The 25,761-nt window shown below is 69.7% G+C and carries 33 protein-coding genes and 1 pseudogene; 19 read left to right on the forward strand and 15 right to left on the reverse strand.

The genetic code is table 11. The features are described from left to right. Positions 1-70: 70 nt before the first annotated feature. From ACYCO6_RS26375 to ACYCO6_RS26395, 5 genes are all read left to right on the forward strand, one after another. A complete protein-coding gene (locus tag ACYCO6_RS26375) occupies positions 71-790 on the forward strand; it encodes a protein phosphatase CheZ (RefSeq protein WP_459764833.1) in 720 nt (239 codons plus the stop codon). A 79-nt stretch (positions 791-869) separates the two neighbouring features. Next, on the forward strand, positions 870-2,936 hold the full coding sequence (gene uvrC, locus ACYCO6_RS26380) for an excinuclease ABC subunit UvrC (RefSeq protein ID WP_459764835.1): 2,067 nt from the start codon (positions 870-872) through the stop codon (positions 2,934-2,936). Between the two features lie 73 nt (positions 2,937-3,009). Continuing rightward, the gene (pgsA, locus tag ACYCO6_RS26385) at positions 3,010-3,609 is read left to right on the forward strand and encodes a CDP-diacylglycerol--glycerol-3-phosphate 3-phosphatidyltransferase (protein ID WP_459773743.1); all 600 of its coding nucleotides are present in this window, start codon (positions 3,010-3,012) and stop codon (positions 3,607-3,609) included. 53 nt (positions 3,610-3,662) lie between these two features. Continuing rightward, complete coding sequence (gene moaD / locus ACYCO6_RS26390; protein ID WP_459764837.1) at positions 3,663-3,914, forward strand: molybdopterin converting factor subunit 1; 252 nt, start codon at positions 3,663-3,665, stop codon at positions 3,912-3,914. 219 nt (positions 3,915-4,133) lie between these two features. After that, positions 4,134-4,364 (forward strand): hypothetical protein, encoded by a 231-nt coding sequence (locus ACYCO6_RS26395; protein ID WP_459764839.1) that lies wholly within the window; start codon positions 4,134-4,136, stop codon positions 4,362-4,364. Positions 4,365-4,439: 75 nt separating this feature from the next. Here ACYCO6_RS26395 and ACYCO6_RS26400 read toward each other — a convergent pair whose 3' ends face one another. Further along, a complete protein-coding gene (locus tag ACYCO6_RS26400) occupies positions 4,440-4,754 on the reverse strand; it encodes a glycosyltransferase (protein WP_459764841.1) in 315 nt (104 codons plus the stop codon). Between the two features lie 162 nt (positions 4,755-4,916). On the opposite strand from ACYCO6_RS26400, the pseudogene ACYCO6_RS26405 reads away from it, so the two are divergent. Beyond that, a pseudogene (locus ACYCO6_RS26405) lies at positions 4,917-5,060 on the forward strand (formylglycine-generating enzyme family protein); the annotation flags it as partial. A 44-nt stretch (positions 5,061-5,104) separates the two neighbouring features. On the opposite strand, the gene ACYCO6_RS26410 reads toward ACYCO6_RS26405, so the two are convergent. Next, positions 5,105-5,872, reverse strand: a complete 768-nt coding sequence (locus ACYCO6_RS26410; protein ID WP_459764844.1) for an SDR family NAD(P)-dependent oxidoreductase — start codon at positions 5,870-5,872, stop codon at positions 5,105-5,107. A 142-nt stretch (positions 5,873-6,014) separates the two neighbouring features. Here ACYCO6_RS26410 and ACYCO6_RS26415 point away from each other — a divergent pair, with 142 nt between their 5' ends. Beyond that, positions 6,015-6,434, forward strand: coding sequence for a flagellar biosynthesis repressor FlbT (locus tag ACYCO6_RS26415; protein WP_459764846.1), 420 nt, complete (start codon positions 6,015-6,017; stop codon positions 6,432-6,434). Positions 6,435-6,441: 7 nt separating this feature from the next. Here ACYCO6_RS26415 and flaF read toward each other — a convergent pair whose 3' ends face one another. Then, positions 6,442-6,816 carry a flagellar biosynthesis regulator FlaF gene (gene flaF / locus ACYCO6_RS26420; RefSeq protein WP_459764848.1) on the reverse strand — a complete coding sequence of 125 codons (375 nt, stop codon included), beginning with the start codon at positions 6,814-6,816 and terminating at the stop codon, positions 6,442-6,444. A gap of 168 nt (positions 6,817-6,984) precedes the next feature. Between flaF and ACYCO6_RS26425 the strand changes: the two genes are divergently transcribed. Continuing rightward, complete coding sequence (locus ACYCO6_RS26425) at positions 6,985-7,230, forward strand: hypothetical protein (RefSeq protein WP_459764850.1); 246 nt, start codon at positions 6,985-6,987, stop codon at positions 7,228-7,230. Here the strand turns inward: ACYCO6_RS26425 and ACYCO6_RS26430 are convergent, their stop codons facing one another. The 3 genes from ACYCO6_RS26430 to ACYCO6_RS26440 all read right to left on the reverse strand — a co-directional run bounded on the left by ACYCO6_RS26430 (position 7,231) and on the right by ACYCO6_RS26440 (position 8,421). Then, positions 7,231-7,371: a hypothetical protein gene (locus ACYCO6_RS26430; RefSeq protein ID WP_459764852.1), complete on the reverse strand. Its 141-nt coding sequence runs from the start codon at positions 7,369-7,371 to the stop codon at positions 7,231-7,233. Between the two features lie 88 nt (positions 7,372-7,459). Next, entirely contained in the window at positions 7,460-7,783 is a 324-nt protein-coding gene (locus ACYCO6_RS26435) for a hypothetical protein (RefSeq protein ID WP_459764854.1), read from the reverse strand. A gap of 128 nt (positions 7,784-7,911) precedes the next feature. Then, positions 7,912-8,421, reverse strand: a complete 510-nt coding sequence (locus tag ACYCO6_RS26440) for a metallophosphoesterase family protein (protein ID WP_459764856.1) — start codon at positions 8,419-8,421, stop codon at positions 7,912-7,914. A gap of 160 nt (positions 8,422-8,581) precedes the next feature. Here ACYCO6_RS26440 and ACYCO6_RS26445 point away from each other — a divergent pair, with 160 nt between their 5' ends. From ACYCO6_RS26445 to ACYCO6_RS26470, 6 genes are all read left to right on the forward strand, one after another. After that, positions 8,582-9,301, forward strand: a complete 720-nt coding sequence (locus ACYCO6_RS26445) for a cytochrome c biogenesis CcdA family protein (RefSeq protein WP_459764858.1) — start codon at positions 8,582-8,584, stop codon at positions 9,299-9,301. A 45-nt stretch (positions 9,302-9,346) separates the two neighbouring features. Then, a complete protein-coding gene (gene selD / locus ACYCO6_RS26450) occupies positions 9,347-10,393 on the forward strand; it encodes a selenide, water dikinase SelD (RefSeq protein ID WP_459764860.1) in 1,047 nt (348 codons plus the stop codon). A gap of 76 nt (positions 10,394-10,469) precedes the next feature. Beyond that, on the forward strand, positions 10,470-12,455 hold the full coding sequence (locus tag ACYCO6_RS26455) for a glycosyltransferase (protein WP_459764863.1): 1,986 nt from the start codon (positions 10,470-10,472) through the stop codon (positions 12,453-12,455). Further along, entirely contained in the window at positions 12,452-13,552 is a 1,101-nt protein-coding gene (locus ACYCO6_RS26460; RefSeq protein ID WP_459764865.1) for a glycosyltransferase, read from the forward strand. Before ACYCO6_RS26455 ends, ACYCO6_RS26460 begins: the two co-directional genes overlap by 4 nt. A 285-nt stretch (positions 13,553-13,837) precedes the next feature. Then, positions 13,838-15,313 (forward strand): GumC family protein, encoded by a 1,476-nt coding sequence (locus ACYCO6_RS26465; RefSeq protein WP_459764867.1) that lies wholly within the window; start codon positions 13,838-13,840, stop codon positions 15,311-15,313. A gap of 76 nt (positions 15,314-15,389) precedes the next feature. Then, the gene (locus tag ACYCO6_RS26470) at positions 15,390-16,169 is read left to right on the forward strand and encodes a WecB/TagA/CpsF family glycosyltransferase (protein ID WP_459764869.1); all 780 of its coding nucleotides are present in this window, start codon (positions 15,390-15,392) and stop codon (positions 16,167-16,169) included. A 2-nt stretch (positions 16,170-16,171) separates the two neighbouring features. Here the strand turns inward: ACYCO6_RS26470 and ACYCO6_RS26475 are convergent, their stop codons facing one another. The 5 genes from ACYCO6_RS26475 to ACYCO6_RS26495 form a co-directional block, all read right to left on the reverse strand. Beyond that, positions 16,172-16,747, reverse strand: a complete 576-nt coding sequence (locus ACYCO6_RS26475; protein ID WP_459764871.1) for an NUDIX domain-containing protein — start codon at positions 16,745-16,747, stop codon at positions 16,172-16,174. Positions 16,748-16,785: 38 nt separating this feature from the next. After that, complete coding sequence (locus ACYCO6_RS26480; RefSeq protein ID WP_459773745.1) at positions 16,786-17,043, reverse strand: sulfurtransferase TusA family protein; 258 nt, start codon at positions 17,041-17,043, stop codon at positions 16,786-16,788. A gap of 82 nt (positions 17,044-17,125) precedes the next feature. Next, the gene (locus ACYCO6_RS26485) at positions 17,126-17,458 is read right to left on the reverse strand and encodes a hypothetical protein (protein ID WP_459764873.1); all 333 of its coding nucleotides are present in this window, start codon (positions 17,456-17,458) and stop codon (positions 17,126-17,128) included. A 100-nt stretch (positions 17,459-17,558) separates the two neighbouring features. Continuing rightward, entirely contained in the window at positions 17,559-18,926 is a 1,368-nt protein-coding gene (locus tag ACYCO6_RS26490) for a glutamate--cysteine ligase (protein ID WP_459764875.1), read from the reverse strand. 295 nt (positions 18,927-19,221) lie between these two features. Further along, positions 19,222-19,974 carry a 16S rRNA (uracil(1498)-N(3))-methyltransferase gene (locus ACYCO6_RS26495; protein ID WP_459764877.1) on the reverse strand — a complete coding sequence of 251 codons (753 nt, stop codon included), beginning with the start codon at positions 19,972-19,974 and terminating at the stop codon, positions 19,222-19,224. A gap of 221 nt (positions 19,975-20,195) precedes the next feature. Here ACYCO6_RS26495 and ACYCO6_RS26500 point away from each other — a divergent pair, with 221 nt between their 5' ends. Next, complete coding sequence (locus tag ACYCO6_RS26500; RefSeq protein ID WP_459764879.1) at positions 20,196-20,669, forward strand: hypothetical protein; 474 nt, start codon at positions 20,196-20,198, stop codon at positions 20,667-20,669. Between the two features lie 84 nt (positions 20,670-20,753). Beyond that, positions 20,754-21,701 (forward strand): 4-hydroxybenzoate octaprenyltransferase, encoded by a 948-nt coding sequence (ubiA, locus tag ACYCO6_RS26505; RefSeq protein WP_459764881.1) that lies wholly within the window; start codon positions 20,754-20,756, stop codon positions 21,699-21,701. Positions 21,702-21,716: 15 nt separating this feature from the next. On the opposite strand, the gene ACYCO6_RS26510 is transcribed toward ubiA, so the two are convergent. Continuing rightward, complete coding sequence (locus tag ACYCO6_RS26510) at positions 21,717-22,172, reverse strand: DUF6101 family protein (protein ID WP_459764883.1); 456 nt, start codon at positions 22,170-22,172, stop codon at positions 21,717-21,719. A 407-nt stretch (positions 22,173-22,579) separates the two neighbouring features. Here ACYCO6_RS26510 and ACYCO6_RS26515 point away from each other — a divergent pair, with 407 nt between their 5' ends. After that, entirely contained in the window at positions 22,580-23,395 is an 816-nt protein-coding gene (locus ACYCO6_RS26515; protein ID WP_459764885.1) for an inositol monophosphatase family protein, read from the forward strand. A 31-nt stretch (positions 23,396-23,426) separates the two neighbouring features. Here the strand turns inward: ACYCO6_RS26515 and ACYCO6_RS26520 are convergent, their stop codons facing one another. Together ACYCO6_RS26520 and ACYCO6_RS26525 are read right to left on the reverse strand one after the other, a co-directional pair. Beyond that, positions 23,427-23,663 carry an AsnC family transcriptional regulator gene (locus tag ACYCO6_RS26520; protein ID WP_459764887.1) on the reverse strand — a complete coding sequence of 79 codons (237 nt, stop codon included), beginning with the start codon at positions 23,661-23,663 and terminating at the stop codon, positions 23,427-23,429. A 155-nt stretch (positions 23,664-23,818) separates the two neighbouring features. Beyond that, positions 23,819-24,028: a cold-shock protein gene (locus ACYCO6_RS26525; RefSeq protein ID WP_012322269.1), complete on the reverse strand. Its 210-nt coding sequence runs from the start codon at positions 24,026-24,028 to the stop codon at positions 23,819-23,821. Positions 24,029-24,345: 317 nt separating this feature from the next. Here ACYCO6_RS26525 and ACYCO6_RS26530 point away from each other — a divergent pair, with 317 nt between their 5' ends. Continuing rightward, the gene (locus ACYCO6_RS26530) at positions 24,346-24,735 is read left to right on the forward strand and encodes a hypothetical protein (RefSeq protein WP_459764890.1); all 390 of its coding nucleotides are present in this window, start codon (positions 24,346-24,348) and stop codon (positions 24,733-24,735) included. Between the two features lie 21 nt (positions 24,736-24,756). Here the strand turns inward: ACYCO6_RS26530 and ACYCO6_RS26535 are convergent, their stop codons facing one another. Beyond that, a complete protein-coding gene (locus ACYCO6_RS26535; protein ID WP_459764892.1) occupies positions 24,757-24,957 on the reverse strand; it encodes a hypothetical protein in 201 nt (66 codons plus the stop codon). Positions 24,958-25,114: 157 nt separating this feature from the next. Here ACYCO6_RS26535 and ACYCO6_RS26540 point away from each other — a divergent pair, with 157 nt between their 5' ends. Then, complete coding sequence (locus ACYCO6_RS26540; protein ID WP_459764894.1) at positions 25,115-25,693, forward strand: type 1 glutamine amidotransferase domain-containing protein; 579 nt, start codon at positions 25,115-25,117, stop codon at positions 25,691-25,693. The last annotated feature ends 68 nt before the right edge of the window (positions 25,694-25,761 follow it).

The raw sequence follows: 25,761 nt of genomic DNA on the forward strand, positions 1-25,761 counted from the left end.
GCAGTCATAGTCCGCTAACCGATGTGTTAGAGAGTTGCGGCGACGGAACCCGAACGCTCACGCCCGGACGATGACCCAGAAGCGCTATCGCATCGAAGACGCCCTCGGGCTTCCGGGGGTCGCGGCAACACCGGCGCCGGGCAACTCCGCCTCGAGCGAGCGCCTCGACGAGATCTTCAGCGCCATCCAGGATCTGCGCCGCGTGACGCAGATGAGCGCCAGCGAGACGATCGAATCCTGCCGCCGTGAGCTTCATGAAGCGCTGGCGATGCGCTCCGAACTCGACCTGATGAAGGAAGCGATCACGCGGACCAAGGCGGAGCTGGCGACGCTGCACCGCACGGAGAATACCGGCAAGGGCATGCGCCGGGCGGCGGACGAACTCGACGCTGTGGTGGACTCGACCGAGCGGGCGACGACACAGCTCCTGGGCGCAGTCGAGGAGATCGAGAGCCATGCGGGCATGCTGAATGCCGCGACGCTGCCGCCCGGCATGAAGCAGCATGTCGATGCCATCCTCGAACGGGTCATCACGGCCTACGAGGCCTGCAACTTCCAGGACCTGACCGGCCAGCGGATCACCAAGATCGTCGGCGTGATGAAGTTCATCGAGGAGCACCTCGACCGGCTGATCGCAACATGGTCGGAGCTCGACAGCTTCAAGGAGCTCATCACCGTCATGCCGGTGCCGACCTCGCTGGACGACGAGAGTTCGCTGCTCAATGGGCCGAAGCTCGACCACGATCCCGGGCACGTCGACCAGAGCGACATCGACTCCCTGTTCGACTGATGCGCCCGCAGGCAGGCGGCGCGCGATTTTTGTCCGCCGCCCCGTCCCCCTCGGGGACAGGAACGCTTAGATCTGCGGTATGAGCCGCAGAGCCCTCACAGACCTGCCACCCGACACCTTCGACGACGGCCGCGACGCCGAGCGGGACGAGAGCGCCGACGAGCCCGAGGCCACGCTGCCTGACGACGCCTCGCCGGAGATCGATTTCGACTTCGAGCCCGGAGCCGTCCAGGCCGGCACGGAGGTGATCCGCCGCTTCTGGTCGACGCTGCCGTCCTCGCCCGGCGTATACCGGATGTTCGACCATCGCGGCGACGTCCTCTACGTCGGCAAGGCCAAGAACCTGAAGGCCCGGGTGGGCTCCTACGCCCGGGGCCAGGCGCATTCGAACCGCATCGCCCGGATGATTTCCCAGACCGCGGCGATGGAGTTCGTCACCACCGCCACCGAGACCGAGGCGCTGCTTCTCGAAGCCAACCTGATCAAGCAGCTGAAGCCCCGCTTCAACGTGCTGATGCGGGACGACAAGTCGTTCCCCTACATCTTGGTCACCGACGACGGCCCGGCCCCGCAGATCGTCAAGCACCGCGGCGCCCGGCGCCGGAAGGGCAACTATTACGGCCCCTTCGCCAGCGTCTGGGCGGTCAACCGGACGGTGAATGCCCTGCAGCGCGCCTTCCTGCTGCGCACCTGCACGGACAGCTATTACGAGAACCGCACCCGCCCCTGCCTGCTCTACCAGATCAAGCGCTGCTCCGGCCCGTGCACGGGCGAGATCGCGCTCGAAGATTATGCCGCCATGGCGGATTCGGCCCGCGCGTTTCTCGCGGGCAAGTCCAATGCCGTGAAGGACCAGATGCGTGCCGAGATGCAGGCGGCCTCCGACGCCATGGAGTTCGAGCGCGCCGCCCGTTTCCGCGACCGGATCGCCGCGCTCTCGGCGATCCAAGGCGTGCAGGGCGTCAACACGCAGGGCGTCGAGGAGGCCGACGTCTTCGCCCTCGACGAGCAGGCCGGCCAATTCTGCATCGAGGTGTTCTTCTTCCGGAACTTCCAGAACTGGGGCAACCGCGCCTATTTCCCGAAGGCCGACCGGACGATGACGCCCGAGGAGGTGCTGGGCTCGTTCATCGGCCAGTTCTACGACGACAAGCCCGCCCCCCGAACGGTGCTCACCAGCCACCCGATCGAGGACGCGGAGCTGGTGGCGGCCGCTCTGTCGAGCCGTGTCGATCACCGGGTCGAGATCCATCGGCCGAGCCGCGGCGAGCGGAAGAACCTCGTCGACTACGCCCAGCGCAACGCCAAGGAGGCCCTGGCCCGGCGCCTCGCCGATACCGCTTCACAAGGCAAGCTGCTCGCGGCCCTGGGGCAGGCCTTCGGCCTGGACCATACCCCGCGCCGGATCGAGGTCTACGACAACTCGCACATCATGGGCACGAATGCCGTCGGCGGTATGATCGTCGCGGGACCGACCGGTTTCATGAAGGCGCATTACCGCACGTTCAACATCAAGTCCGAGGACCTTTCGCCGGGCGACGATTACGGCATGATGCGCGAGGTGCTGCAGCGGCGCTTCAAGCGGCTCGTGAAGGAGGCGCCGCGCACCGAGCCCGAAGCCGCCGCAGCGGCTGCCGAGGGCGGCGCGCAAGAGCCCGTCCCGGCCGCGCCAGAGGATGGGGAGGCTTTCCCCGCCTGGCCCGATCTCGTGCTCATCGATGGCGGCAAGGGCCAGCTCGACGCGGCCCGGGCGGCCCTCGACGAGGTCGGGGTCGCGGGCGTGCCGCTGGTGGGCGTCGCCAAGGGACGCGACCGCGATGCCGGGCGCGAGACGTTTTTCGTGCCGGGCCGGCCGCCATTCAAACTACCGCCGCGCGACCCGACGCTCTATTTCGTGCAGCGGCTCCGCGACGAGGCTCACCGCTTCGCCATCGGCAGCCACCGGGCCAAGCGCAAGCGCGAGATGGTGAAGAATCCCTTGGACGAGATCGCCGGCATCGGGCCCAGCCGCAAACGCGCGCTGCTGCACCATTTCGGAACCGTCAAGGCGATCCAGCGCGCCGCATTCGAGGATCTGGCCAAGACACCGGGCGTCAACGCCGCGACCGCGCGGGCGGTGTACGACTTCTTCCATGCCGGCGCCTGAGGATCCCATCGTCATGGCAAAGCCCGAGGCTGAGGCGTTGACGCCCGGGCCGCGCTCTGATTTCACCCCGGCGATGAACGCCGTCCTTCCCCGACGACGGTCGCCGGCCTGGACGCTCGCGAACTGCCTGACCTACGGGCGCCTCGTCGCGGTACCGGTGATGGTCGCGCTACTGTTCTGGCCCGACTCGCACACTGCCCGCTGGACAGCGCTGGGGGTGTTCGTGGCAGCCGCGATCACCGACTATCTGGACGGGTATGTCGCGCGTACCTACCATCAGAGTTCCGCGCTCGGCCGGATGCTCGACCCGATCGCCGACAAGCTGCTGGTCTCGGCCTGTCTTCTGATGCTGACGGCCGACCACACGATCGTCGGCTCCAGCATCTGGGCGGCGATCGTGATCCTGTGCCGCGAAGTCCTGGTCTCGGGCCTGCGCGAGTACCTCGCCGAGCTCAAGGTCGGCTTGCCGGTCAGCAAGATCGCCAAGTGGAAGACGACGGTTCAACTCCTGGCGCTGGGCTTCCTGGTGGCGGGGCCCGCGGGCGAGACGGTACTGCCGGGCACGGAGCCGATCGGCCTCGCGCTGCTGTGGCTCGCCGCCGCGCTGACGCTCTGGACCGGCTGGGACTACATGCGCGCCGGGATCAAGCACGTCATCGACGATCCGCGCTGAGGTTCGGCGCGCAGGGCGGCCGGTCTCTGCCTTCATTCCGGGACGGTGATGCGATGAAGCTCGTCTATTTCGCCTGGGTCCGCGAGCGGATCGGCCGCCCCGAGGAGGAGCTGTCGCCGCCGCCGGAGGTCGTCACGGTCGCCGACCTCGTCGCGTGGCTGCGCGGCCGGGGCGAGGAATACGCCTACGCGTTCGACGATCCGGGCGTGGTGCGCGCGGCCATCGACCGGGCCCATGCCAAGCCGGACGCCCGGATCGCAGGCGCCCGCGAGGTCGCCTTCTTCCCGCCGATGACGGGCGGCTGAGCCTGTTCGGGGTCTGCGCACGTAGTTCACCGGGCTTGAAACGTCCCCTGATCCGGGGTCATTGGCGGCGTCGCTCCGGCTGTTCCTCATGCCGAACGGCGCGCGGGCCGAGCCAAGTTCCTTTACGGGTTCGGCCCGCCTTCAAGACGTGTCCATCCGCGGAACGCTCAAGCTGGGGCCGCAGTTAATCGGTACCATCGCAGGTACCGGAGTCCCAGAATGCGCAAGACCCTGCTTACCACCGCTGCCCTGTTGAGCCTCTGCGCCGCCGCGCAGGCGCAGACCACCGTCATCGAGCGCGACCGCCCCGCCGTTGTCGTCGAGCATCCGGCTTCCGAGTCGAAGTCCGTGACGGTTCGCGATCACGGCGACGGCTGCGTCACCAAGACGGTGCGGAAGGAAAACGACATGGGCGATTCCAAGACCGTGAAGAAGGAAACGTGCGACTGACGCACGATCCCCGGCGCCGGTGCGGGCTGTCCGCCCGGCGCCCCGGTCCCGCCAGCGTCTTATGCCGATCCGTCCCTACGGCGCCGGCTGTGTCGGATCGGCTTCGGGCGCTGCAACGCCGGCGCGCGGCTTTTCGGTGAGATCCCGGATCAGCCGGTCCAGGCTCGCCTTCTCGCGCTCAGGCCGGAACAGGTCCGCCCGAACGGCACAGACCTGCCGGAGGCGCGCGAGGAAGTCCGGATCCTGCTCGGCACGCCACAGAAGCGCGCCGAGCGCCTCGGTGTCGCTGGCCGGACAATAGCCCGGATAGTCGGGCCCGAGCAGCCCGACCGTGCCGATGATCCGCGCGGCGATGACCGGCAGCCCGGAGACCAGCGCCTCGGAGATCACGTTGGCGCCCCCTCCATATGTGAGCTGAGAACCATCAGCCGCGCCCGGGCCATCAGACGGCGCACCAGGGCCGGCGGCCTGTCGCCGAGCCAGACATAGCGGGGGTCGGCTAGCACCTTTCGCCCTGACCCGGGCTTCGCGCCGGACGCCTACCAGGAATATTCCGAGCCGGCCTTCGGCACGCGCAAGGCGCTGCGCGGCGGAGCCTGGGCAACCCGGTCACGGCTCGCCTTCGGCACCTCCCGGAACTTCTTCGGGGCCGAGCGGCGGGACGTGATCGCGGGCTTCAGGACCGTGGCGCTGTAAGAGGCGGATCCGAGTCGTCGTCGGGTTACACGGCTGCCGCGCGCTCAGCGCCAGCCTGCATCCACGAAGTAGCCGTGGCCGGTGCACATCCGCGCATCGTCCGAGGCCAGGAACAGGACCATCGCGGCGACATCCGCGGGCTGGATCCGCCCGTCGAGACATTGCGACGCCACGATCTCCGCCTCGCCCTCCGGGGTGTACCACCGCTCTTGGCGCGGCGTCTGGACGTTGCCGGGCACGATCGTGGCCACCCGGATGCCGTCCCGCCCGAGATCGCGGGCGAGCGCCCGGGTCATCCCCTCGATCGCCGCCTTGGCGGTCTGGTAGAGCGGCATCTCCTTCAGCCCGAGATGCCAGCTGATCGATCCGAAGTTGAGGATCACGCCGCCGCCTGCCCGCCGCATCGCCGGCACCGCCGACTGGGCGGCGAAGAACAGGTGGCGCAGGTTCACCGCCATCCGATCGTCCCAATAGGCGGGCGTCACATCCTCGAGCCTGTGGCGATCATCGTTGCCAGCGTTGTTCACGAGCACGTCGAGGCCGCCGAGCGCCGTCTCGGTGTCGGCCACCAGCGCGCTGACCGCTTCGACGTCGGTCAGGTCGCAACGCCGGTAGAGGGGTGCGTGCGCCGCGCCGGGCGTGAGGCGCGCCACCAGTGCCTCGGCCGCGCGATCCGCGATAGCGCAGAACAGCGTTCGCGCCTCCTGCCCCACGAACGCCTCGACCAGACCCTCGCCGATCCCCGAGGCACCGCCGGTCACCAGCACGCGCTTGCCGCGGAGGCTCGGATAAGTCGCGCGGCTTGCGGGCATCGGCAGGTTCTCGGTCGCGATTTGTCCGAGTTTTAGCAGCGGCGCGGCGATCCGCAACGCAGCCGTCCGGCGACCGCGCGGATTCTTCGAACGTTAACCGTTTACGAATGACATCGGCGCGTCTTCTAGAACGGAAAACGCGATGCCTCTGCGCCTGGAACTCAAGCCGTTCGAACGCCTGATCATCAACGGCGCCCTGCTCCGCAACGGCGACCGGCGCTCGACCTTCCTGATCGAGACGCAGTGCAAGTTTCTGCGCGAGAGCGAGATCATTACGGAGAGCGAGGCCGATACGGCCTGCAAGCAGATCCACCTGACGCTGACGGTCATCTACCTTGCCGACGATCCGGCGGCGGGGATCGACCTGTTCTTCCGACAGGCCACCGATCTGATGCGGCTCGCCCCGGCCGCCGCACCGCAGGTCGCGGGCATCGCGGAGGCGGTCGAGGCGGGCGAGTATTACCGGGCGCTCAAGCTGAGCCGGAAGCTCGTCGAGTGGGAGAATGCGGCTCCGGCGCGGCAGGACGAACATCCGGCCGCGAGCGCACCCTCCAGAGGCTAGTCCGGGGTCAGCCCGGGTTCCCCTGCAGCCCGGCGGCGATCTCGTTGTTGATCGAGACGAGCGTCGCGATCTTCTCCGGCGTCGGCGCGATCATCGTGTCGAGGCAGCTGCGCAGGACGAAGACGCCCAGGCGACCCACACCCTGCTTGACGTCGACGGGGAGCGGGTTCTCATCGGCCGTCGCTTCCGACGTCAGCAACGTCCAGACCCTCTGGTTGAACGACAAAGCCTCGTTGAGCCGGCCGGTGTCGCCTGTGGCCAGACCTTGGCTGGCACCGATCAGCTGCTGGGCCGCTTTGATGAGGACCGCGGCTTCCGCTTCACGCGGCGTCATCGGCGCGTTGCGCGAGGTTTTGGCGTAGGCGTTGGCGGCGTAGTTCATCGGCGGTCCAGCCCCGTCGTTGGACCTGCCCGAATGGCAGGATTGCGCGTAGCTGTCGCAGAACAGGAGTTAAGGCCGCGTGAGCGTCAGGTCCGCCATGATGCCGCCCGGTTGGACACCGACCACGCGTTGCGGCCCCAAGGAATCGGCCTCCGGATCACGTCACCGATGTTGAATTTCTTTCTCGGAACTGTTGCCGGCGGCCTGATCGCCTGCGTGCTGACCATCACGGCGGCGCGCCAGCCCGAAGTTCAGACGCGCTTAGGCCTGACGCCCGCGCCGATCCCGACGGCACCGGCCGCGATCACGAAACAGCCGGAGCCGGATTGCAGCCATCGTGCGGAGCCGGCCCCGAAGGTCGGCACGCAGGACATGCTGTTCAACCGCCAGCGGTTCTGGTCGGTCTCACCCTGATCAGAGCGTGCCGATCAGTACGAGGAGCATTGTCGTGGCGACGGTGGTGCTGAGGAAACCGCACAGAGCGGCCGCGAAGGACGGGCCCGTGCGGACAGCGGTCGAGGGCTCGATCTCATTCGAAAGCGTAGCGGGGGTCATCGGCGCAAAACCTTGTAGGCGACGCGCGTCGCACGTGTTGAGATGATGCTGTGGGGACGGGCGGCCCGAGGTGCGGGCGCGCACCCGATCAATCGCAGCGGTTGATTTTCTTGGCGATCCGCAAGCGCCGCAGCTCGCTCCGGAGGTCGATCGCCACAACGCCCTCGCCGCATCGCTCGAATGCGTCGCGGGCATCGTCGTAGCGGTCGCCGACCTCGTCGAGCGTGTCGCAGACACGGTCATGGTCGCCCAGCCGCGCCTCCTGACGCGCCTGGAAACGCAGGGCATTCGCCTCATCGACCTTGCGCTGCGCCTCCAGGCACGCCGGCAGGGCCAGCGCCGAGGAGGTCAGGGCGAGGCCGGCCAGAAGACTGGCGAGACCGCGGGTCAGAGCTGCCGAACTGGCACTCACGGGAACACTCACACACTCGTTGTGATGACAGCTCCAAGGAGGGCGCTGCCGGGTTTCTCGGGGCGGCTCGCGTCCACCCCTTTCTGTGCGCTGAAACGGTGAAGCTGACGTGAAGGTTCCGGCCCGAATCAGCTCTTCCGGCGCAGCCGGGAGGTGAGGATTGCGGGGAGTGTCACCGGAGCCGGGCCCATCGGGTCGACGCCGACATCGTATTGCTTCGGCATCGGCTTAAGCTTGCCGTGGCTGTGTCCGTGCAGATTGACGGCGCCGCGGCTCATCCCGTTCCAAGTACGGAACGCGTAGTGGCAGAGCACCACCATCCGCCCTTCGACGTCGAGTTCCATGTAGTGGTGCACCGAGGCCCAACCGGGTTCCGCCAGGGTCTCCGGCCCGTCGTTGTTGCCGACAATCAGGTGTTTCTCGCCGTTGAGGCTGTCCAGGATCTCGCGGATCCGCGGGCCGCTCGGGCCGAGGGCGAAGTCGCCCAGGTGCCAGACCGTGTCTCCGGGCGCCACCGCACCGTTCCAGGCCGCGATCAGCCCGGCATCGTGAGCGGGAAGGTCCGGATAGGGCCTGTGGTCGAACCTCAGGGCCCGCGGGTCGCCGAAATGCGTGTCGCCCGTGAAGAAGATGGTCACCCGCCCGCTCCGCCAAGGCCCGCCAAGAACTGCCCGGGCTGCCGCCGAAGTGCGTAGCGGGCCGCCGGGTTCCATCGGGACCGTGATGGCCGGTCGCGTTGACGCCCGGGGTGGCAAGCGCGAAGCCTCCTGTACGACGACTGCCGGGAGGGGCTGGGGCATGGTGGGAACCGTAGGTTTCGCGTTCCTGGCAGGGCTCCTCTCGGTGCTCTCGCCCTGCGTCCTGCCGCTGGTACCGATCGTGCTCGGAACCGCGACCGCGGAGCATCGGCTCGGCCCTGTGGCGCTGGCAGCCGGGCTCGCGATCGCGTTCACGGCGATCGGCCTGTTCGTGGCGACCATCGGGTTCGCCATCGGGCTCGACGGCGACGTGTTCCGCCGCGTCGGCGCCGTCCTGCTGGTGATGCTGGGTCTGGTCCTGATCCTGCCCCGGCTTCAGACGCAGGTCGTGACTGCGGCCGGGCCGGTGGGCGCCTGGGCCGAGGAGCACTTCGGCGGTTTCGGGGCCGGCGGCCTGTCCGGCCAGTTCGCCGTGGGATTGCTGCTCGGGGCCGCCTGGAGCCCCTGTGTCGGCCCGACGCTGGGCGCCGCCTCGCTGATGGCGGCACGGGGCGAGGACCTCTGGAGCGTGGCCGTGACCATGCTGGTCTTCGGACTCGGCGCCGCCGCGCCGCTGATGCTGCTCGGCCTCGCTTCGCGCGAGGCGCTGATGCGCTGGCGCGGCGGGCTCGCGGCGGCCGGTCGGGCCGCGAAGGCGGTTCTGGGGACCGTGATGGTGGTACTCGGCCTTCTGGTGCTCACCGGGCTCGACAAGCGCGTGGAGGCGGCCGCCGTCTCGGCCTCCCCGGACTGGCTCAACGCGGTGACGACGCGCTACTGACACCCGGGCGGGCGGCCCCCACCACGGCCGGAACGGAGACCAGCGATGACCGATGCGCCCCGTCTGACCAGCCTCGCTCATGGCGGGGGCTGCGGCTGCAAGCTCGATCCGGCGGTACTGCGCCAGTTGCTCGCCGAGCAGCCGGCCGCCGGCCCGTTCGAGCGTCTGCTCGTCGGGAACGAGACCGCTGACGACGCGGCGGTTTGGGAGCTTGAGGACGGCACCTGCATCGTCGCCACAACGGATTTCTTCACCCCAATGGTGGACGATCCGACCGATTTCGGCCGGATCGCCGCGACGAACGCCATCTCGGATGTCTACGCCATGGGCGGGCGTCCGCTCTTCGCCCTGGCGATCCTCGGCATGCCGGTGGGCAAGATCGCCCCCGAGGTGGTGGCCAAGATCCTGCGGGGCGGTGCCGAGAAATGCGGCGAGGCCGGCATCCCGGTCGCGGGCGGCCATTCCATCGACACGCCGGAGCCGATCTACGGGCTCGCGGTGATCGGCACCTGCCGCCGGGAGGCGGTGCGGCGCAATGCCGACGCGATGGCGGGCGATGCGGTCATCCTGACCAAAGCCGTGGGGGTCGGCGTCTACTCGGCGGCGATCAAGCGCGAGACGCTGGACGCGGCCGGCTATCGCGACTTCGTCGCGACAACCACGCTGCTCAACCGGATCGGCCAGGATCTTGCCGCCGAGCCCGCCGTGCACGCGCTCACCGACGTGACCGGCTTCGGCATCCTGGGCCACGGCCTCGAAATCGCCCGGGGCGCCGGCCTCACCCTCGCGCTCGATGCCGACGCCCTGCCGCTGCTGCCGCAGGCGGAGACGCTGGCGCGCGCGGGGTTCGTCACCGGTGCCTCGCACCGCAACTGGGCGGCGTTCGGCAGCGACGTCGACCTGCCCGCCGGCTTCCCCGACTGGCGGCGCCATCTCCTCACCGATCCGCAGACGTCCGGCGGCCTGCTGGTGACCTGCGCGGCCGACCAGGCGGAGGCGATCCTCGGTCGCATCCAGGAAGCAGACTATCCGGCAGCCGCCCGGATCGGCCGAATGGAGACCGGCCCGGCCCGGATCCGTGTGGACGGCTGACGGCTTCCCGAGCCACCGAGAGGCAATCTTCAGCTTTCGCGCACAGTCTGTCGCCCCCGATCGCGCCAGAGACGTTGTGACAGACGCCGTACACATGCCCCCGCCCGCCCATGGCGTCGCCGGCTGGCCGTTCGGGCCGGCCGCGCCCGCACCCGCCCGTCCCGCATCCCTGCCCGACGGGCGGCCCTGGCCGCGGGTCCGTATCGTCACCGTCGCGCGGGACGGGGCGGTGCCCGACGACACCATAGCCTCCGTCCTGCGCCAAGGTTACCAGGAACTCCGACACGACCTCGTGGCAGCCGGCTCCGGTGCCGCCGCCGTGGAGCGGATGCTGGCGGAGACCGATTCCGACTACCTCCTCTGGCTGCGCGCGGGCGATCTGCTCGCCCCCGGCGCGCTGAGTGCCCTGGCGCTCGAAGCGGGGCTGACCGGAGCTGCCGCGGTGGCTGGCCTGCGTGTCCTGTTCGACGAAGCCGTCCGAGGCCTCGACATGCCGGCGGATGCGGAAGCGCCGGGCGGGATCGCGTTCACGGGCGGCGAGATCCTCTGGGCGCGCGGGTCGCTGGACGCACAGGCCCGGCTCGTCGACGCGGACGGCCTGCTGGACGCCGCCCGGGCATGGTCGGCCCTCCCGGGCACTGCGCGGCGACGCATCGGCCGGCCGGTGCTGCTCCAGCGGCTGAGCGAGACCCTGGCCCCGCCGGCGCGCGGCCTCTCGATCGTCTCGCTCACCGGCACCGGTACGCAGGGCGGTGCGGGCGTGGCACAGCGGCGGCTCGCGGACGCCCTGGCACTGGCGGGCCACCGCGTCGCAGATGTCGCCTTGAGTATCCGCCCTGAGGCCGCCGAGTGGACCGACGCCTTCCCCCAAGCCGAGGCGGCGATCGAGGCGGCCGCTCCCGATCTGGTCCTGGCCGGCAACCTGCACGGGGCGACCCGAAGCCTGGACGTCGTCGGCCGCCTCTCCCGGCGCTGGCCGGCGGCTCTCGTCCTGCACGACCTGTTTCCGCTCACCGGCCGATGCTGCCATCCCCGCGATTGCGGCCGTGCCGCCATCGGCTGTGACGCCACCTGCCCCGGCCCGGACGAGTACCCGCAGCTCGCCCCCGCCCGGATCGCCGGCATGCATGCCCGCAAGCGCGCGGTGCTGGCCGGACCCGCCGCCCCATGGCTGCTCGCCAATTCCGAGTGGACGTTGGCGCGGGCCCGGGACTGCGCGCCGCCGGGCACGGTGGCGGAGCAGATCCGTCTGGCCTTCCCCACCGCAGTGTTCCGGCCGGGGGATCGCGCCGCCCTGCGCCGCCGGTTGGGATTGCCGCCCGAAGACGTGTTAATCCTTGTCTCCGCGGTGATCGTGGACGGGCCCGACAAAGGCTTCCCGGACCTGCGGGCGGCGCTCCAGGCCGTGGCGCGTCCGGGTGTGGGCGTCGCGGCGATCGGCCGGCTCGACAATCCGGCCCGGCTCGGCGTCCCGAACCTGTTCGCGCCTGGGCTGATCGCCGACGAGGAGACCCTGGCCGCGTGGTACGGCGCCTGCGACCTCCACGTCACGGCAAGCCGCCACGAGACCCTGGGACAGACCCCGATCGAGGCCGGCCTGTGCGGCGTGCCGACGCTCGCCTACCGCACCTCCGGCCTGACCTCCTCGGTGATCGACGGCGTCTCCGGCCACCTCGTGGCGGTGCGCCCAGGCGCCCTGGCGGAGGCGCTGGCCGCGCTGGTTGAGGACGCCGAGGCCCGCGCGCGGCTCGGCGCCTTCGCGCGGATCGCTCTGGAGAGCCGCTACAGTCCGGCCGCCGCCGCCCTGTCACTCGAACACGTCTTCCGGCAGCGTGGATTGCGGGATGAGACGGCGCGTCCGAGCTTCGCGCCGGCGATGCTCGGACATTTCCCCTTCGCGGCCGAGCGGCAGAGAGGGGCAGCCGGCACGGTTCCGGCCTCCTCCCGGCCCTTCGTGCGCCGCCTTCGGCGGGCCAAGCAGATGGTGCTCGGGCGCCGGATGCCCCTCTTGGTGCGTCGCTGCCTGTACCTCGCCGGAACCCTGAGGCGGAGCGCTCCATGAGGCCGCAACGCGGCCTGCGACGGCGGATCTACCTCGACCAGACGCATCTGCGATCTCACGTCACCGGGATCGAGCGGGTCACCCTGGACCTGTTCGCCCCCGGCACGCTCGCGCCGCACGAGGTCCGTCCGGTGGCCAGCGGATCGCTGCCGGGCATGATCGCCGGGCAGCAGCTCGGACTGCCCCTGCAGGCGCTCCGGGATCGCGAGGCGCTGTTCCTGTTTCCCGGCTTCCCGCCGGGACCGCTCTGCGCGCTCGCGGCGTCGCGCTGCCTGGTTTACGTCCACGACACCTTCCTGCTGACCCGGCCCGAGGACCTGAGCCTGCGCAGCCGCCTCTACATGAGCCCGAGCTTCGCCCTGGCCCTGCGCTGGTGCCCGAACCTGTTCGTCAACAGCCGCACCACCGGCGAGGCCGTGCGCGCCGTCTGCGCGGACCGGGCCCGCATCGCCCTTCTGCGGCCGACCGTGCGCGACGCATTCGGCCTAGGGGATCTTCCGGGAGCGGCGGCCTACACGCCCGGCACAAAGCTGCGGCTGCTCGCCATCGGGACAATCGAGCCGCGCAAGAACTACCCGGCCGCCCTCGCCCTGACGGCGGCCCTCGTGCGTGCCGGTGTGCCGGCGGAACTCCACTTGGTGGGCCGGGTCGGCTGGGGCCGCCACGCCTTCCTTGAGGACCCGCCGCCGTTCCTGCACCGGCACGGCTACCTGCCCGACGCCGAGCTGCGGAACCTCGTGGCTTCGTGCCACCTTCTGCTCTCCACCTCGAAGGCGGAGGGGCTCGGCCTGCCGCTCCTGGAGGTGCAGCACGGCGGCATACCGGTGGCGGCGCCGGACGATCCGGTCTCCCGCGAGGTGCTGGGCGCCTCCGGCCTGCTGATTCGACCGGAGGATCCGGAGGACGCGGCCGGCGCCCTCATCGCGTGGATCGCCCGGGGCGGCTTGGCCCGTGCAGCCGAGACCAGCCGGGGCAACGTGGCCCGCTGGAACGCGGCGGCCTTTCAGGACAGGCAGCGCTTCGCGCGCTTCCTGGCAGGCGATACGAGCGCCTACGACTCGGTGGAGTCAATTGTCGCATCCGCACTGCGTGCGTGAGACGGGATACGTAGTCCCCAACAAAGACCGTGCTGTCGGTGCCATTAAGTCGTGACAGTTAGGATCGTCTCTGTAGACGATATCTGTGGGATTCCTGCCGGAGGAGCCCGGATCACGGCGAGATTACTGGTCCGGTACGCCGCTTGCTGGATTGTCGCCGAAGACACTGCCTCGGTCGCGAACCTGTCCCGGATCGGCACGGAGCTGATCAGAATGGGAACGGACCGGCGGCGATGTCGGTGGCGGGTGGTGTTATCCGCCCCGGCAGGTCAGGGAGCGAGGCGTATGTTCGACTTCTCGACACGAATAAGCGACGAGCAGCCCGTCCGCATGGTGCTGCCGCAGGTCGCGCCGCGGACCGAGGCCCGGGTGATCCTGCGGCGCCTGTGGCGGGGCAGAGGGTTCGTCGTTCTGGGGGCCCTGTTCATGGTCGCGGCGGCGGTGGCGGTGCTCGGGCTGATCCCGCCGCGCTACACGTCCAGCATCCAGGTGCTGGTGGATCCCAGCGATCTGCGCGTCGTCGAGAACGACGTGAACGCCCGCCAGCCGCAGGCGGATAGCGGCGTCTCCATCGCCGAGAGCCAGGTGCGGGTGATCCAGTCCGACAACGTCCTGCGCCGGGTGATCGCGAAGCTGCACCTCGACCGAGACGATGAGTTCGTGCTGCCGGACGGCAACAATCCGATGGTGAATTGGGTCAAGGGCGCGCTGGGCATGCTGCCGCCGCCCGCGAGCCGGGACCCCGTCAACATCGCCCTCGACACGCTCCAGACCCGGCTCAGCGTCCGCCGGGCCGAGCGGACCTTCGTGATCGACGTTTCGGTACAGTCCCGCGACCCCGAGAAGGCGGCGCGGATCGCCAACGCCGTCGGCGACGCCTATTTCGCCGAGGAGGCTGCAGCCCGCACCGACACCGCGCGGCGCGCCTCGGACGCCCTGGCCGGGCGGCTCGCCAGCCTGAAGCGCGACGTCGAGGAGGCTGAGGGCGCCGTGGTGCGCTACCGCGAGGACCACAGGCTCGTCGCCTCCAGCGGTCGCCTGCTCACGGACCAGCAACTCGGGGACCTCAACCAGCAGCTCGTCACGGCCTCCATCAAGACAGCCGAAGCGAAGTCGCGCCTCGAGCAGGCCCGCCGGATGCGCTCGTCGGATCCCAGCACCGCCCTGCCGGAGATGCTGCAATCCCTGGAGATGCAGGCGCTGCGTCAGCAATACGCCACGCTCTCGCGCAACACCGCCGAACTCGCCACCCGGCTGGGCGAGCGCCATCCGGCGATGGCCGAGCAATACGCCCAGCAGCGCGACCTTCAGCGCCTGATCCAGCGCGAGAAGGAGCGGATCATCGAGACCACCCAGAAGGATTACGACCGCGCCGCCGCCAGTGAAGCCGCGATCCGGGCCAATCTCGACCGGGTCAAGAACGAGACGGCGAGCAGCGACCGGGCCTATGTCGGCCTGCGCGAGTTGGAGCGGACGCTCGATGCCCGGCGGGGCGTCTACGAGGCCTACCTGAAGCGCGCTCGGGAGGCGAGCGAGCAGGAGCGGCTCAACACCACCAACGTTCGGGTCATCTCGGCGGCGACGCCTGCCCGCCAGCGGACCTTCCCCCCCTCGCCCAAGATCGTCCTGCCTGTGGCCCTGGTGCTCGGACTGCTGCTCGGTGGCGGCATCGCCCTGACCCTCGGTGCCGATAGCGACCGCCGCCGCACCCAGCGCGCCGCGGTTCGGCCCGCCGCGAGCTTCCGGGCCGCCGATGCCTGATGTGATGGATTTGGACCTCGACCTGGCCCGGCCGGCCTCACTCCGTGGGGACGGGAGCATCACGCGAGCGTCCCTCATGTCGGCTTCGGGATCGACGTCGGCGGCGTCCACCGTCGAGTTGTTCGGCCTGCGCTTCCACATCGGCACCGCCGCCAGCATCATCGCCGCGGTGGCCGCACAGAGATCCTCCGGTCCGCGGATGGTCGTAACGGCCAATGTCGACCACGTGGTCCAGCTCAGCGAGAACGCCGCCTTCCGGTTCGCCTATTGCCGCGCTGCGGCCCGGACTCTGGATGGGATGCCGCTGGTCTGGCTGGCGCGGATGGCCTGCCGCCAGCCGGTGCACCGGACCACCGGCCACGACCTCCTGAACTGCATCCTGGCCGATCCGCCTCGCTTCGCCCGACGGATCTTCTTCGTCGCTTCCCGACAGGATGTGGCGGACGCGCTGGCCGCCCGACTTCTGGCGGCGGGGCTCCCGGCCGGCGCGGTGGCGAGCGCAGTCCCGCCCTTCGGCTTCGAGGCCGATCCGCATTACGGCCGCGCCCTGGCGCAGCGGATCCGCGCCCACGGTACGACATTGCTGGTAATGGGGGTTGGCGCGCCAAAATCAGAGGTCTGGGTCGACCGGCAGGGGGCCGCACTCGGCAATCCCGTGGTGTTCTGCGTGGGTGACGCGCTCGTCGTGGCGGCGGGCCGCCTCGCGCGCGCGCCAGACCTGATGCAGCGCCTCGGCCTCGAATGGGTCTTCCGGTTCGCACAGGCGCCGCGGCGGCTGTTCCGCCGCTACTTCATCAAGTCGTGGCGCTTCATCGGCCTCGCCGCTCGGGATCGCTTGCCGCGCCGCGCAGGTTGATCTCAGCCCCCGGCTGTGAAAAGTTCCGGCCGCCGCAATTGCAGGGCGAACAGCAGCACCAGAGACTTCATGTCGGTGAGCGCTCCGCGCCGGCTCATCGCCGCCAGTTCCGCCAGCGGGATCTCGTGCACGGCGACCGCTTCGCTCTCAGACGCCAAGCCACCGCCGGTCCCGGTCCGGTCGGCCGCGCCGTAGGCGGCCAGGAACAGGTCCATGCGCTCCGTGGAGATGCCCGGCATCGACCAGGCGCTGGCGACGAGCTCGAGTCCGCTCAGGCGCAGCCCGGTCTCCTCGGCCGCCTCCCGCCGCGCCTCGTCCTCCGCGGCCCCCTCATCGAGAAGCCCGGCCGGAACCTCGACATGGCTCGGGGGACCGCCGGAATAGAGGACCGGCGCCCGGAACTGCGAGACCAGTGTCGCGACCCGCCGGTCCGGATCGTAGGGAAGCACGGCGACCGCCCGGCCGTGATCCTCCATTTCCCGCGTGATGCGGCTCCCGTCATCCTGCAGCACCTCGGCCACAAGGTAGCGCGCCCAACCGTCGTGTACGAGGCGCACGCCCCCGATCCGTGGTGCCATGCCGTTTCCGCCTTACCCAAGAGATCCGGACGGATCGTTCAGGAATGCGGCGGCTTCACGGAGACGGTGATCCGGAAGCGCAGGCGATCGCCCAGCCGCTCCGCCGCGCCGAGCCGGGCGCCCTCCTCGCGCACGAGGTTCGGGATGTCGATCATCGCCAGCGGGTCGGTGCAGGTGACGACCAGGGTCTGACCGATGCCCAGGCCGCGCAGGGCCTTGCGGGTGCGCAGAACCGGGAGCGGGCACTTCAGCCCGCTCAGATCGAGGTCGATGCAGTCCGGATCGTCGTTCCGCAAACCGAGGGCTCCCGGCCAGGTCACGGGCCGGCTCCGAGAGCGTCGCTGGCATCCGCGGATCGGGGCGCCGGCGGCCGCGCGCTCACCATTCGTAGTAGCCGAAGGCCGGGCCGTAATACCAGTCCGGCGCGGACCAAGCGTAGCGCGGACCGTAGTAGCCGTAGTCGAACCCATGGCTGCGCGCCGGCGCGTAGGCATAGCCGTAGCCGAACGGTGCCGGATAGCCGTACTCGCCATAGTAGCTGTATTCCGGCCGCCCCCGCGGCGCGACGGTTCCGGCAATCCGCCCGCCGGGGGCATAGTGCCAGCGGCCGGGCGCGGCGCCAACCGCCGCCGGATCGGCGGCGCGGCAGGCGCCGCTGACGAGGGGCAGAGATGCCAAGCCGGCCAGGATGGCGGCGGTGAAGCGGGTCATGGAACGCTCTCCTCAGGCGGGCGCGGCCGCGTTCGGAACGTTCTAATAGCACATCTGCGCAGAGATTCGCGCCTGTGCAGAAAGGCGCTTCAGGACCCGCTCAGAAGACGCATTCCGAGAAAACCGCGCGCACGCAGGAGCCCCAGCGTCCCTCGTAGTCGGCCAGCAGGTCTTCGGCCCGGGTGCGGCCCGCCGCGACGATCGCTTCGAGCGGCTGGAGGTAGATCGTCTCGTCGCGCCCCTCGACGTCGCGGCGGCCCCGCGCACGTAGGCCGGACCGGGCGATGGCCAGGGCCTCGGCGGCAACCACACCGAGCGTCGTGTTGGCCACCGGCGTCGCAAGCCCCAGCCGCGGGGCCGTGGCCCGGGCGGCCTCGCGGTTCGCCGGGCTCCAGCCCTTCACGAGGTCGAGGGCGGCATCGAGAGCGGATTCGTCGTAGAGCAGGCCAGCCCAGAAGGCGGCCTGGGCGGCGATCATCCCGGGGTCGCCGACATCCGAGCCCCGCATCTCGAGGAAGCGCTTGAGCCGGACTTCCGGGAAGGCGGTCGAGGCGTGGTTGGCCCAGTCCGAGACCGTCGCGTACTCGCCCGGCAGCTGCGGCAGGTTGCCGGCCATCAGGTCGCGGAACGAGGCGCCTGAGACGTCGTGGTAGGTATCGCCGCGCTTGACGAAGTACATCGGCATGTCGAGCAACCAGTCGACATAGGCCTCGTAGCCGAACCCCGCCTCGAAGGCGAAGGGCAGCATGCCGGTGCGATCCGCGTCCGTGTCGCGCCAGATCTCGGAGCGGCGCGACAGGAACCCGTTGGGCCGGCCGTCGGTGAAGGGGGAATTGGCGAAGAGCGCGGTCGCCACGGGCTGGAGGGCCAGGGAGGCGCGCATCTTGCGCACCATGTCGGCCTCGGAGGCGAAATCGAGATTCACCTGCACGGTGGCGGTGCGCAGCATCATGTCGAGACCCAGCGAACCGACCTTGGGCATGTAGCCCGCCATGATCCGGTAGCGGCTCTTGGGCATGACCGGCGTCTCGTCCCGACGCCATTTCGGGCTCATGCCGAGCGTCAGGAAGCCGATGCCCAGGGGATCGGCGGCCCGTTTTGTCGCCGCGAGATGGGTGGCGAGTTCGGCCACGGTCGCATGTACGTCGGGGAGCGCCGCGCCCGAGAGCTCGAACTGGCCGCCCGGCTCGATCGAGATCGCGCCGCCCTCCGCCGCCGACAGACCGATGATGTTGCCGAGGTCGAGGATCGGCTCCCAACCGGTCTCGCGGGCGAGCCCTTCCAGCAGGGCCCGGATGCCGCGGTCCCCGTCGTAGGGGACCGGCGTCCTGTCGGCCCGGTAGAACGGTATCTTCTCGTGCTCGGTGCCGATCGCGAAGTGCGCGCGCGGCTTCTCGCCTGCGGCGAACCATTCGATCAGTTCGGCGCGCGTGGTGAGCGGCGTGGTGTCGTTGCTGTCGCGCGCCATGCGCTGCCTGCCCGTGCGTCTGACCTGTGCCTGGGATGCAAGTGCGCCGGAAAGCTCCGGCGGATCCGCCCGGTTCAGCCCCCTCTTGCGAGCGGGCTCCGGACGGACACCCGCCCCCGACCCCGATGAGCCCGCGGCGCAGCCGGCGTCCGGTGAGGGACATAATCGAGCCGCCGGGAACCCACAACGCGGCGCCGTCGACCGGCGCGGCGCTTCACGTCCGATCCGGGGAAACAATCGCCCGCGGCAACGCTCTCATGTGCGCGAGCACACATGAAGGCGGTGGGCATGGACTTCAGCGGGCATCGCCCAGCACCGCTTGAACCAGGGTCAGCACGGCAACGGCGGCGGTGTCGGCCCGCAGGATTCGCGGACCGAGCGACAGCGCGACGGTGTTGGGTCGGGCGCGGATCAAGTCCTGCTCCTCCTCCGAGAAGCCGCCCTCCGGCCCGACCAGCACGGCGAGCGGCGGCGGCGCCTGCGGGTCGCCCGCCGCGCGCAGCGCCGCCACGGGATCGCCGACCGGCGCGTCCTCGTCGCAGAACACCAGCAGGCGCTCGGGGGCGAGGCCGGCCAGAACCTTCGGAAGGCGCTCCGGCTCCGGGCAATCGGGAATCGCCAGGATTCCGCATTGCTCGGCCGCCTCCACGGCGTTGGCGCGCAGGCGGTCCATGTTGACGCGCTCCCCCTGCGTGAAACGGGTGATGACCGGTCGGATCGTGCCAGCTCCCATCTCCACCGCCTTCTGCGCGAGGTAGTCCAGGCGCGCGCTCTTCAAGGGCGCGAACAGGTAATGCAGGTCGGCGGGCGGGGTCTGCGGACGCGTGCGCGCCGCGACGTGCAGGTCGGCACCCTTCCGCCCGGTCTGAACCAGATGCGCGCGCCACTCGCCGTCGCGACCGTTGAAGACCAGAATGGGATCATCCGGTCCCCGCCGCAGCACGTTGACGAGGTAGTTCGCCTGCGCCCGGTCGAGCGGCAGAATCACGCCCGCAGCCAGATCAGCTGCGACGTGAAGGCGCGGGGCGATGAAGTCGTAGGCCGGCATGGGCGCGTGGTCGCGCGGCTGGGCAGAGCTGTCAACGCGGTGTGGGCGGCCGAAACTGTTGCGGAATGGTTACGGGAATCGCTTTTCCGCCCTCCATCCACCGCAGCATCGCGCGGCCCGTTTGCCGCTCGATTGACGCCACAATCCTGTGGCGAACCCGATGGGATGGAGAGGGACCGGCGGCGCGCGGGTTCCGGCGAGGGCGTCGAGGGAGTCGCGGGATGGCGAAGGGGAGCTTGAGTTTGGGGGCGGCGGTGCTGGTCGGCACCGTCCTGTTCGGCACCGCGGCCTTCGCGCAGAGCGCGGCACCGGAATGCGGCGCTATCCAGAAGACCCTGGCCGAGCGCAAGGCGCTGGTCGGCCGCGCCAATGCGGCCTCGCAATCCAAGAAGAAGATGACCCCGCAGGAGGCCTGCGCCCTGTTCGGGAAGCTCCAGGCCAACGGCGCCGAGGGCCTGAAGTGGATCTCCGCCAACAAGGAATGGTGCTCGATCCCCGATTCCTTCGCGGAGGGCTTCAAGGCCGATCACCTGAAGGTCAGCGGCATCCGCACCAAGATCTGCAGCGTCGCCGCCCAGGCGACCAAGATGGAGGCGCAGGCCCGCGCTCAGGCTCAGGCCAATGGCGGGGGCGGCGGCCTTCTCGGCGGTCCGGGCTTGACCGGCAGCTTCAAGCTGCCGCAGGGCGCTCTGTAAGATCGTCTGAGAGGATCACGGATCCGGCGCGGATCCCCTCTGCAGCGGAGGGGGCCTCATGTGCGACGACCGGAGATCCGACCGATGAGCGGGACGGCGATTGACGACGGACGGCCGGCGGACGCCGTCGCCGGGCACTGGGTCGACCGATTCGCACCGCGACCCTGGCGCCCCTATCTGCGCCTCGCGCGCATCGACCGGCCGATCGGCTGGTGGCTCCTGCTCCTGCCCTGCTGGTGGTCGGCCGCCCTGGCGGCGATCGCGGCGGACCAGGCGTTCCCCGATCCCTGGCACTGCCTCCTGTTCCTGATCGGGGCGGTGGCGATGCGCGGGGCGGGCTCGACCTACAACGATATCGCCGACCGCGACCTCGACGCGCAGGTGGAGCGCACGCGCCTGCGCCCTCTCCCCTCGGGCCAGGTGCGCCCGCGCCACGCGGCCCTGTTCCTGGTCGTGCAGGCCCTGATCGGGCTTGCCGTGCTGCTGCAGTTCAATGAGGACGCAATCCTCCTCGGGCTGTGCTCGCTGGTGCCGGTGGCGATCTATCCGTTCATGAAGCGGGTCATGCCGATGCCGCAGGCGATCCTGGGGCTGGCTTTTTCCTGGGGTGCGCTGATGGGGTGGGCGGCGGTGTTCGCCCGCCTCGATCCGCCGGCGCTGCTGCTCTACGCCGGAGCGCTGTGCTGGGTGATCGGCTACGACACGATCTACGCGGTCCAGGACATCGAGGACGACGAGATCGCCGGGATCCGCTCTTCCGCCCGCCTGTTCGGCGCGCACGTGCGGTTCGCCGTCGGCCTGTGCTACGCCCTGGCGGCAATTTTAGTGATGCTGGCGGCCCGAGGAGCCGGCGCGGGATTTGTCGGTCTTCTGGGTGTCGCGGCCTTCGCCGCGCATCTGGCCTGGCAAGTCCTGTCACTTCGGGAGCGCGACGGACGTGGGGCGCTGACATTGTTCCGGTCCAACCGGGATGCCGGTCTGATCCTGTTCGTCGGCCTCGCCGCGGACGCGCTTCTGCGCGGCCTCACCTGAGATCCGCTGGCGCCTTCAGCTGCGGGCGATGATCTCGCTCTCGCCGCGGAAGATCTGCGGGCGGGCCGGAAGTCGGCCGGTCTTGCGGCGGGCCAGGAAGCGCGGGCGGCGCCCGCCGAGCCCGGCATGACGGCGGCGGATACGCACCTGACCGAGGATCAACCGGCCGATCTGCTGGGAGACCGGGACGAGGACGCCGTCTTCCCGCACGATCATCCGCACCAGACCGGCGCGGCCTGCGATGTCGCGCCACACGGCGACCACGTCGTCCTCATCGAAGCTGCCCAAGCGATGAAGCTCCTCGCCCGCGGCATCGACCAGGATCAGGCTGAACCGGTCGGTTCCGGTGATCTCCGCGTCCTCGGAGGCGTAGGCGAGCGCGATGCCGGCGGCCCGACGGGCGCCGGACGTCCGGCCGATCACCGGAAGCGCCGAGGCCTCGAAATGGGGAGCAGCTTCGGCACCATGCATCGGATGTCCTGCGCGGCGTTCGTCCGTGAACGGGGAAGTGTTCATCTGTCCGAGTCCCTGGAGCAAGTGGCGACCCCTGTCGGGCCGTCCGTTATGCCAAGCAAAATCGCACCCGAACTCCTCCGCACCGCTTAAGAGCCGTCGTTAAGCGAATCTGGACAGCGCTGTCATTTGCGGAATGCTCAATGCTTCCTTGAATGCTCAACATTTCCTTGCTCAGATCGATCATTATCGATCGGTCAACCGGCGTCCTTGTGGCGGTGCGGCAGGGGCCGTACAACGGGAACGACCGGGCGCGGGTCTTCCGCGCGCGGGTCTCTCAGCCCAGGCGGGCCCGGACGTCCGACCAGCCGGACGGACGGCCAACGAGGCCTCTCGTGGGCCTGACCGAACCCACGCGGAGCACGATGTCCGAGCCGCTCACCGACGAAGCCGTGTCCGATTTGATGCCGGAGCTGCGCGCCGTCATGCGCGAGGCCGCCGACATCGCGCGGCCGTTCTTCAGGCTCGGCGGCCAGACCTCCGCCCGCATCTGGTCGAAGGCTGGCGGCTCGCCGGTGACCGAGGCTGATGTCGCGGTGGACGCGTTTCTGAAGGTGCGCCTGAGCGCCCTCGTACCGAAGGCGGCGTGGCTGTCAGAGGAGACCGCGGACGATCCGGCCCGCATCGGCCACGATCTCGTCTGGATCGTCGATCCGATCGATGGCACCCGCGCCTTCCTGTCCGGCCATCCGGACTGGTCGATCGCGGTCGCGCTGCTGGCCCGTGGCCAGCCGCTGATCGGGTTCGTGCATGCGCCGGCTGGCAATGCGGATTACGAGGCCGTGCGCGGGCGCGGTGCGACCCGGAACGGCGAGCCGATCCGGGTTGATGCCCGTCAGAGCCTCGCGGGCGCGCGCATCACCGGCCCGAAGCCGATGCTCGACCGCCTCGCCCGAGGCTCCGGCGCCAACCCGGATTTCGAGCTGATCCAGCGCATCCCGTCACTCGCCCTGCGACTCGCCCGTGTGGCCGAAGGCTCCGTCGATGTCGGGATGATTTCGAGCAATGCCCGTGACTGGGATCTCGCAGCCGCGGATCTCGTCTTGCGGGAGGCAGGCGGCGTCGTGTGCGACTTCAGCGGTGAGGCAACGGCCTACAACCGCGCCGATCCGGTGCACGGCGAACTGCTCGCCGCACCGGTGGCTCTGCGCGATCCCGTTCTGGCGGCTTGGGACCGCTGAAGGATCGCGACGTCTCGGCGAGGGTGGGCGCTCAGGCCGCCGCGGTTTCGCGGAGCTTGACCGCCGCCGGAGCCAGTCCGAGGCGCTCGGCCAGATGCCAGTGCAATTCGCGGGGGGAATGGTAGTTGTAGGATCGGTCGATCAGGTCGCTGATGTCGGCCCCGGCCTGTTCCGCGGTCCTGGCCCGGGCAAGCCGCCCGACCCGGAAGGTCGGGGCATCGGTGACGGGCGAACGGACGCCGCGGCGCCGTGTGAACTCGAATAACATGTTGGTCTTTTCTTTTCTGGACCGAACGCTTTCGCTGTCCGGCGTCGTTTCTGGAATATTGCCTCCGGCGCGACCTGTCCCGGACGATCTCGCCCGGGACGGAAGCGTCGGAAGGGGGAACCGCTTCAAGCGGCCGGTTCAGTCCCGAGCGACGGTCAGGCCGCCTGCAGGTTGCCGGCGGCGTCCTTGCCGCTGCGCTTGTCCGTGAGGATCTCGTAAGCGATCCGCTGGCCCTCGATCAGGTTACGCATCCCGGCGCGCTCGACAGCGGAGATGTGCACGAACACGTCCTTTCCGCCATCGTCAGGCTGGATGAAACCGTAGCCCTTGGTCTCGTTGAACCACTTCACAGTGCCGGTATTCACGTAGTGTACCTCGTTCGTCCATAGGCCATGCGCGCGGCGAGAGGGCCGCGTGATGCACCACGGTCTTGCTGGGTTTGGCCAGTGCGGCGGGGCGCGAGACGCTGAACCTTGAAGAGCGTCAGTCTCGGTGGGAAAGCCCCCCAGGGACGTATTTAGGGACTGGCTGCGGCGGCAACAAGGCGTTTCGGGCGTACGATCTGCGCCGGCGGCCGGGATCGGGACTCAGCCGAGGCGTGCCGCCCCCTGTGATTCCCGGCATTCCCGATGCATATACGGAATGCACTCAAGCAGTTAAGGCGCGTGGCTCCGGACGATACATGGCAGGCATCTCGGTCTCGCTGGACGGTGCGAACATCCAGCTCTCTTTCCAGAAGGACGATCAGGCGACGGCGGTGGTGATGGATGCCCGGGCCGCCCGCGCCCTGGTGCGTGCCGTCGGGCAATTGCTTACCGCCATCGACGACACGGACGAGCCGGACGTGGCCGAAGAGATGGGCGACGAGGACGTCGCCATGCTCGACGTGACATCCTCCGCGATCGAAATCGGCACGGACGACGAGGGGCAGGCCGTCGTCGCCCTTCAGGCGGGGGCACTGCCGCCGTTCCAGCTGCGCCTGACGGACGAAGAGGCCCGCCACGTGGTGACGAGCCTCTCCGAGATCCTCAACGCGCCGCGCGACGTGCGCACTTCGCATGGTGGTCACTGAGCCGAGCGGAATCCGCGCGGCTCACATCCGCGTGCCGGGATCGGTCGGCGTGCCGGGGAAGATGTCCGGCTCAGAGCCCGGACCGCCCGGCTCGCCGATGCCGGGATCGTTGACCGGATAGGGCGTGCGCGGCCCGGTCGGTCCGATGTCCGGCTCCTCGTCGGGCGTGGGCGGCGGGGGCAGATCGCCGGGCGTGGGCTCGGGTAGGCCGGGATTGGCCATGACGCGGCTCCTGATGGGTTCGGGATGGGGACCAACGGACCGCACTAGCGAGGGTTCCGATAGCAAATCCGGACCTCTCCCGACTTCGTGAGGGCTCGGAACAGGGTGATCGGCCCTCGGTTAGGTGGCCAGACTCTCAAAGCCAAGGAGGCCCACCATGCCCGACATCCGCCAAGCCAAGATCCTGATCCTCGCCACAGACGGGTTCGAGGAGACCGAGTTGACCGTGCCGCAGTCCAAGCTGTCCCAGGCCGGCGCCAAGGTCACGGTGGCCGCGCCGAAATCCCGCCAGAGCAAGGGATCGATCCGCGGTTGGGACAAGACCGACTGGGGCAAGGAGGTCGCGGTCGACACCGACCTCGAGCAGGTCGATCCCGCCGCCTTCGACGCCCTGGTCCTGCCCGGCGGCCAGATCAACCCGGACAAGCTGCGGCTCGAGCCGAAAGCCCTCGCGGTGATCAAGAGCTTCCTGACGTCCGGGAAGGTGGTCGCCGCGATCTGCCACGCACCCTGGCTGCTCATCGAGACCGGCGCGGCCAAGGGCCGCGACCTGACCTCGTTCAGCTCGATCCGCACCGACGTGATCAACGCCGGCGGCCGCTGGCATGACAAGGAGGTGGTGACCGATCACGGCATCGTCACAAGCCGCAATCCCGGCGATCTCGACGCCTTCTGCGCCAAGGTCATCGAGGAGATCCAGGAAGGCGGCCACGGAACGCGGCAGCTCGCGGCCTGAGAGGTCGCGTGCGGGCGCCTACCCGCGCCCGCGCCCGCCGGCGACCGCCAGCACGGCACAGCCGCGGA

This window comes from Methylobacterium sp. CM6257 (genome assembly GCF_054611515.1).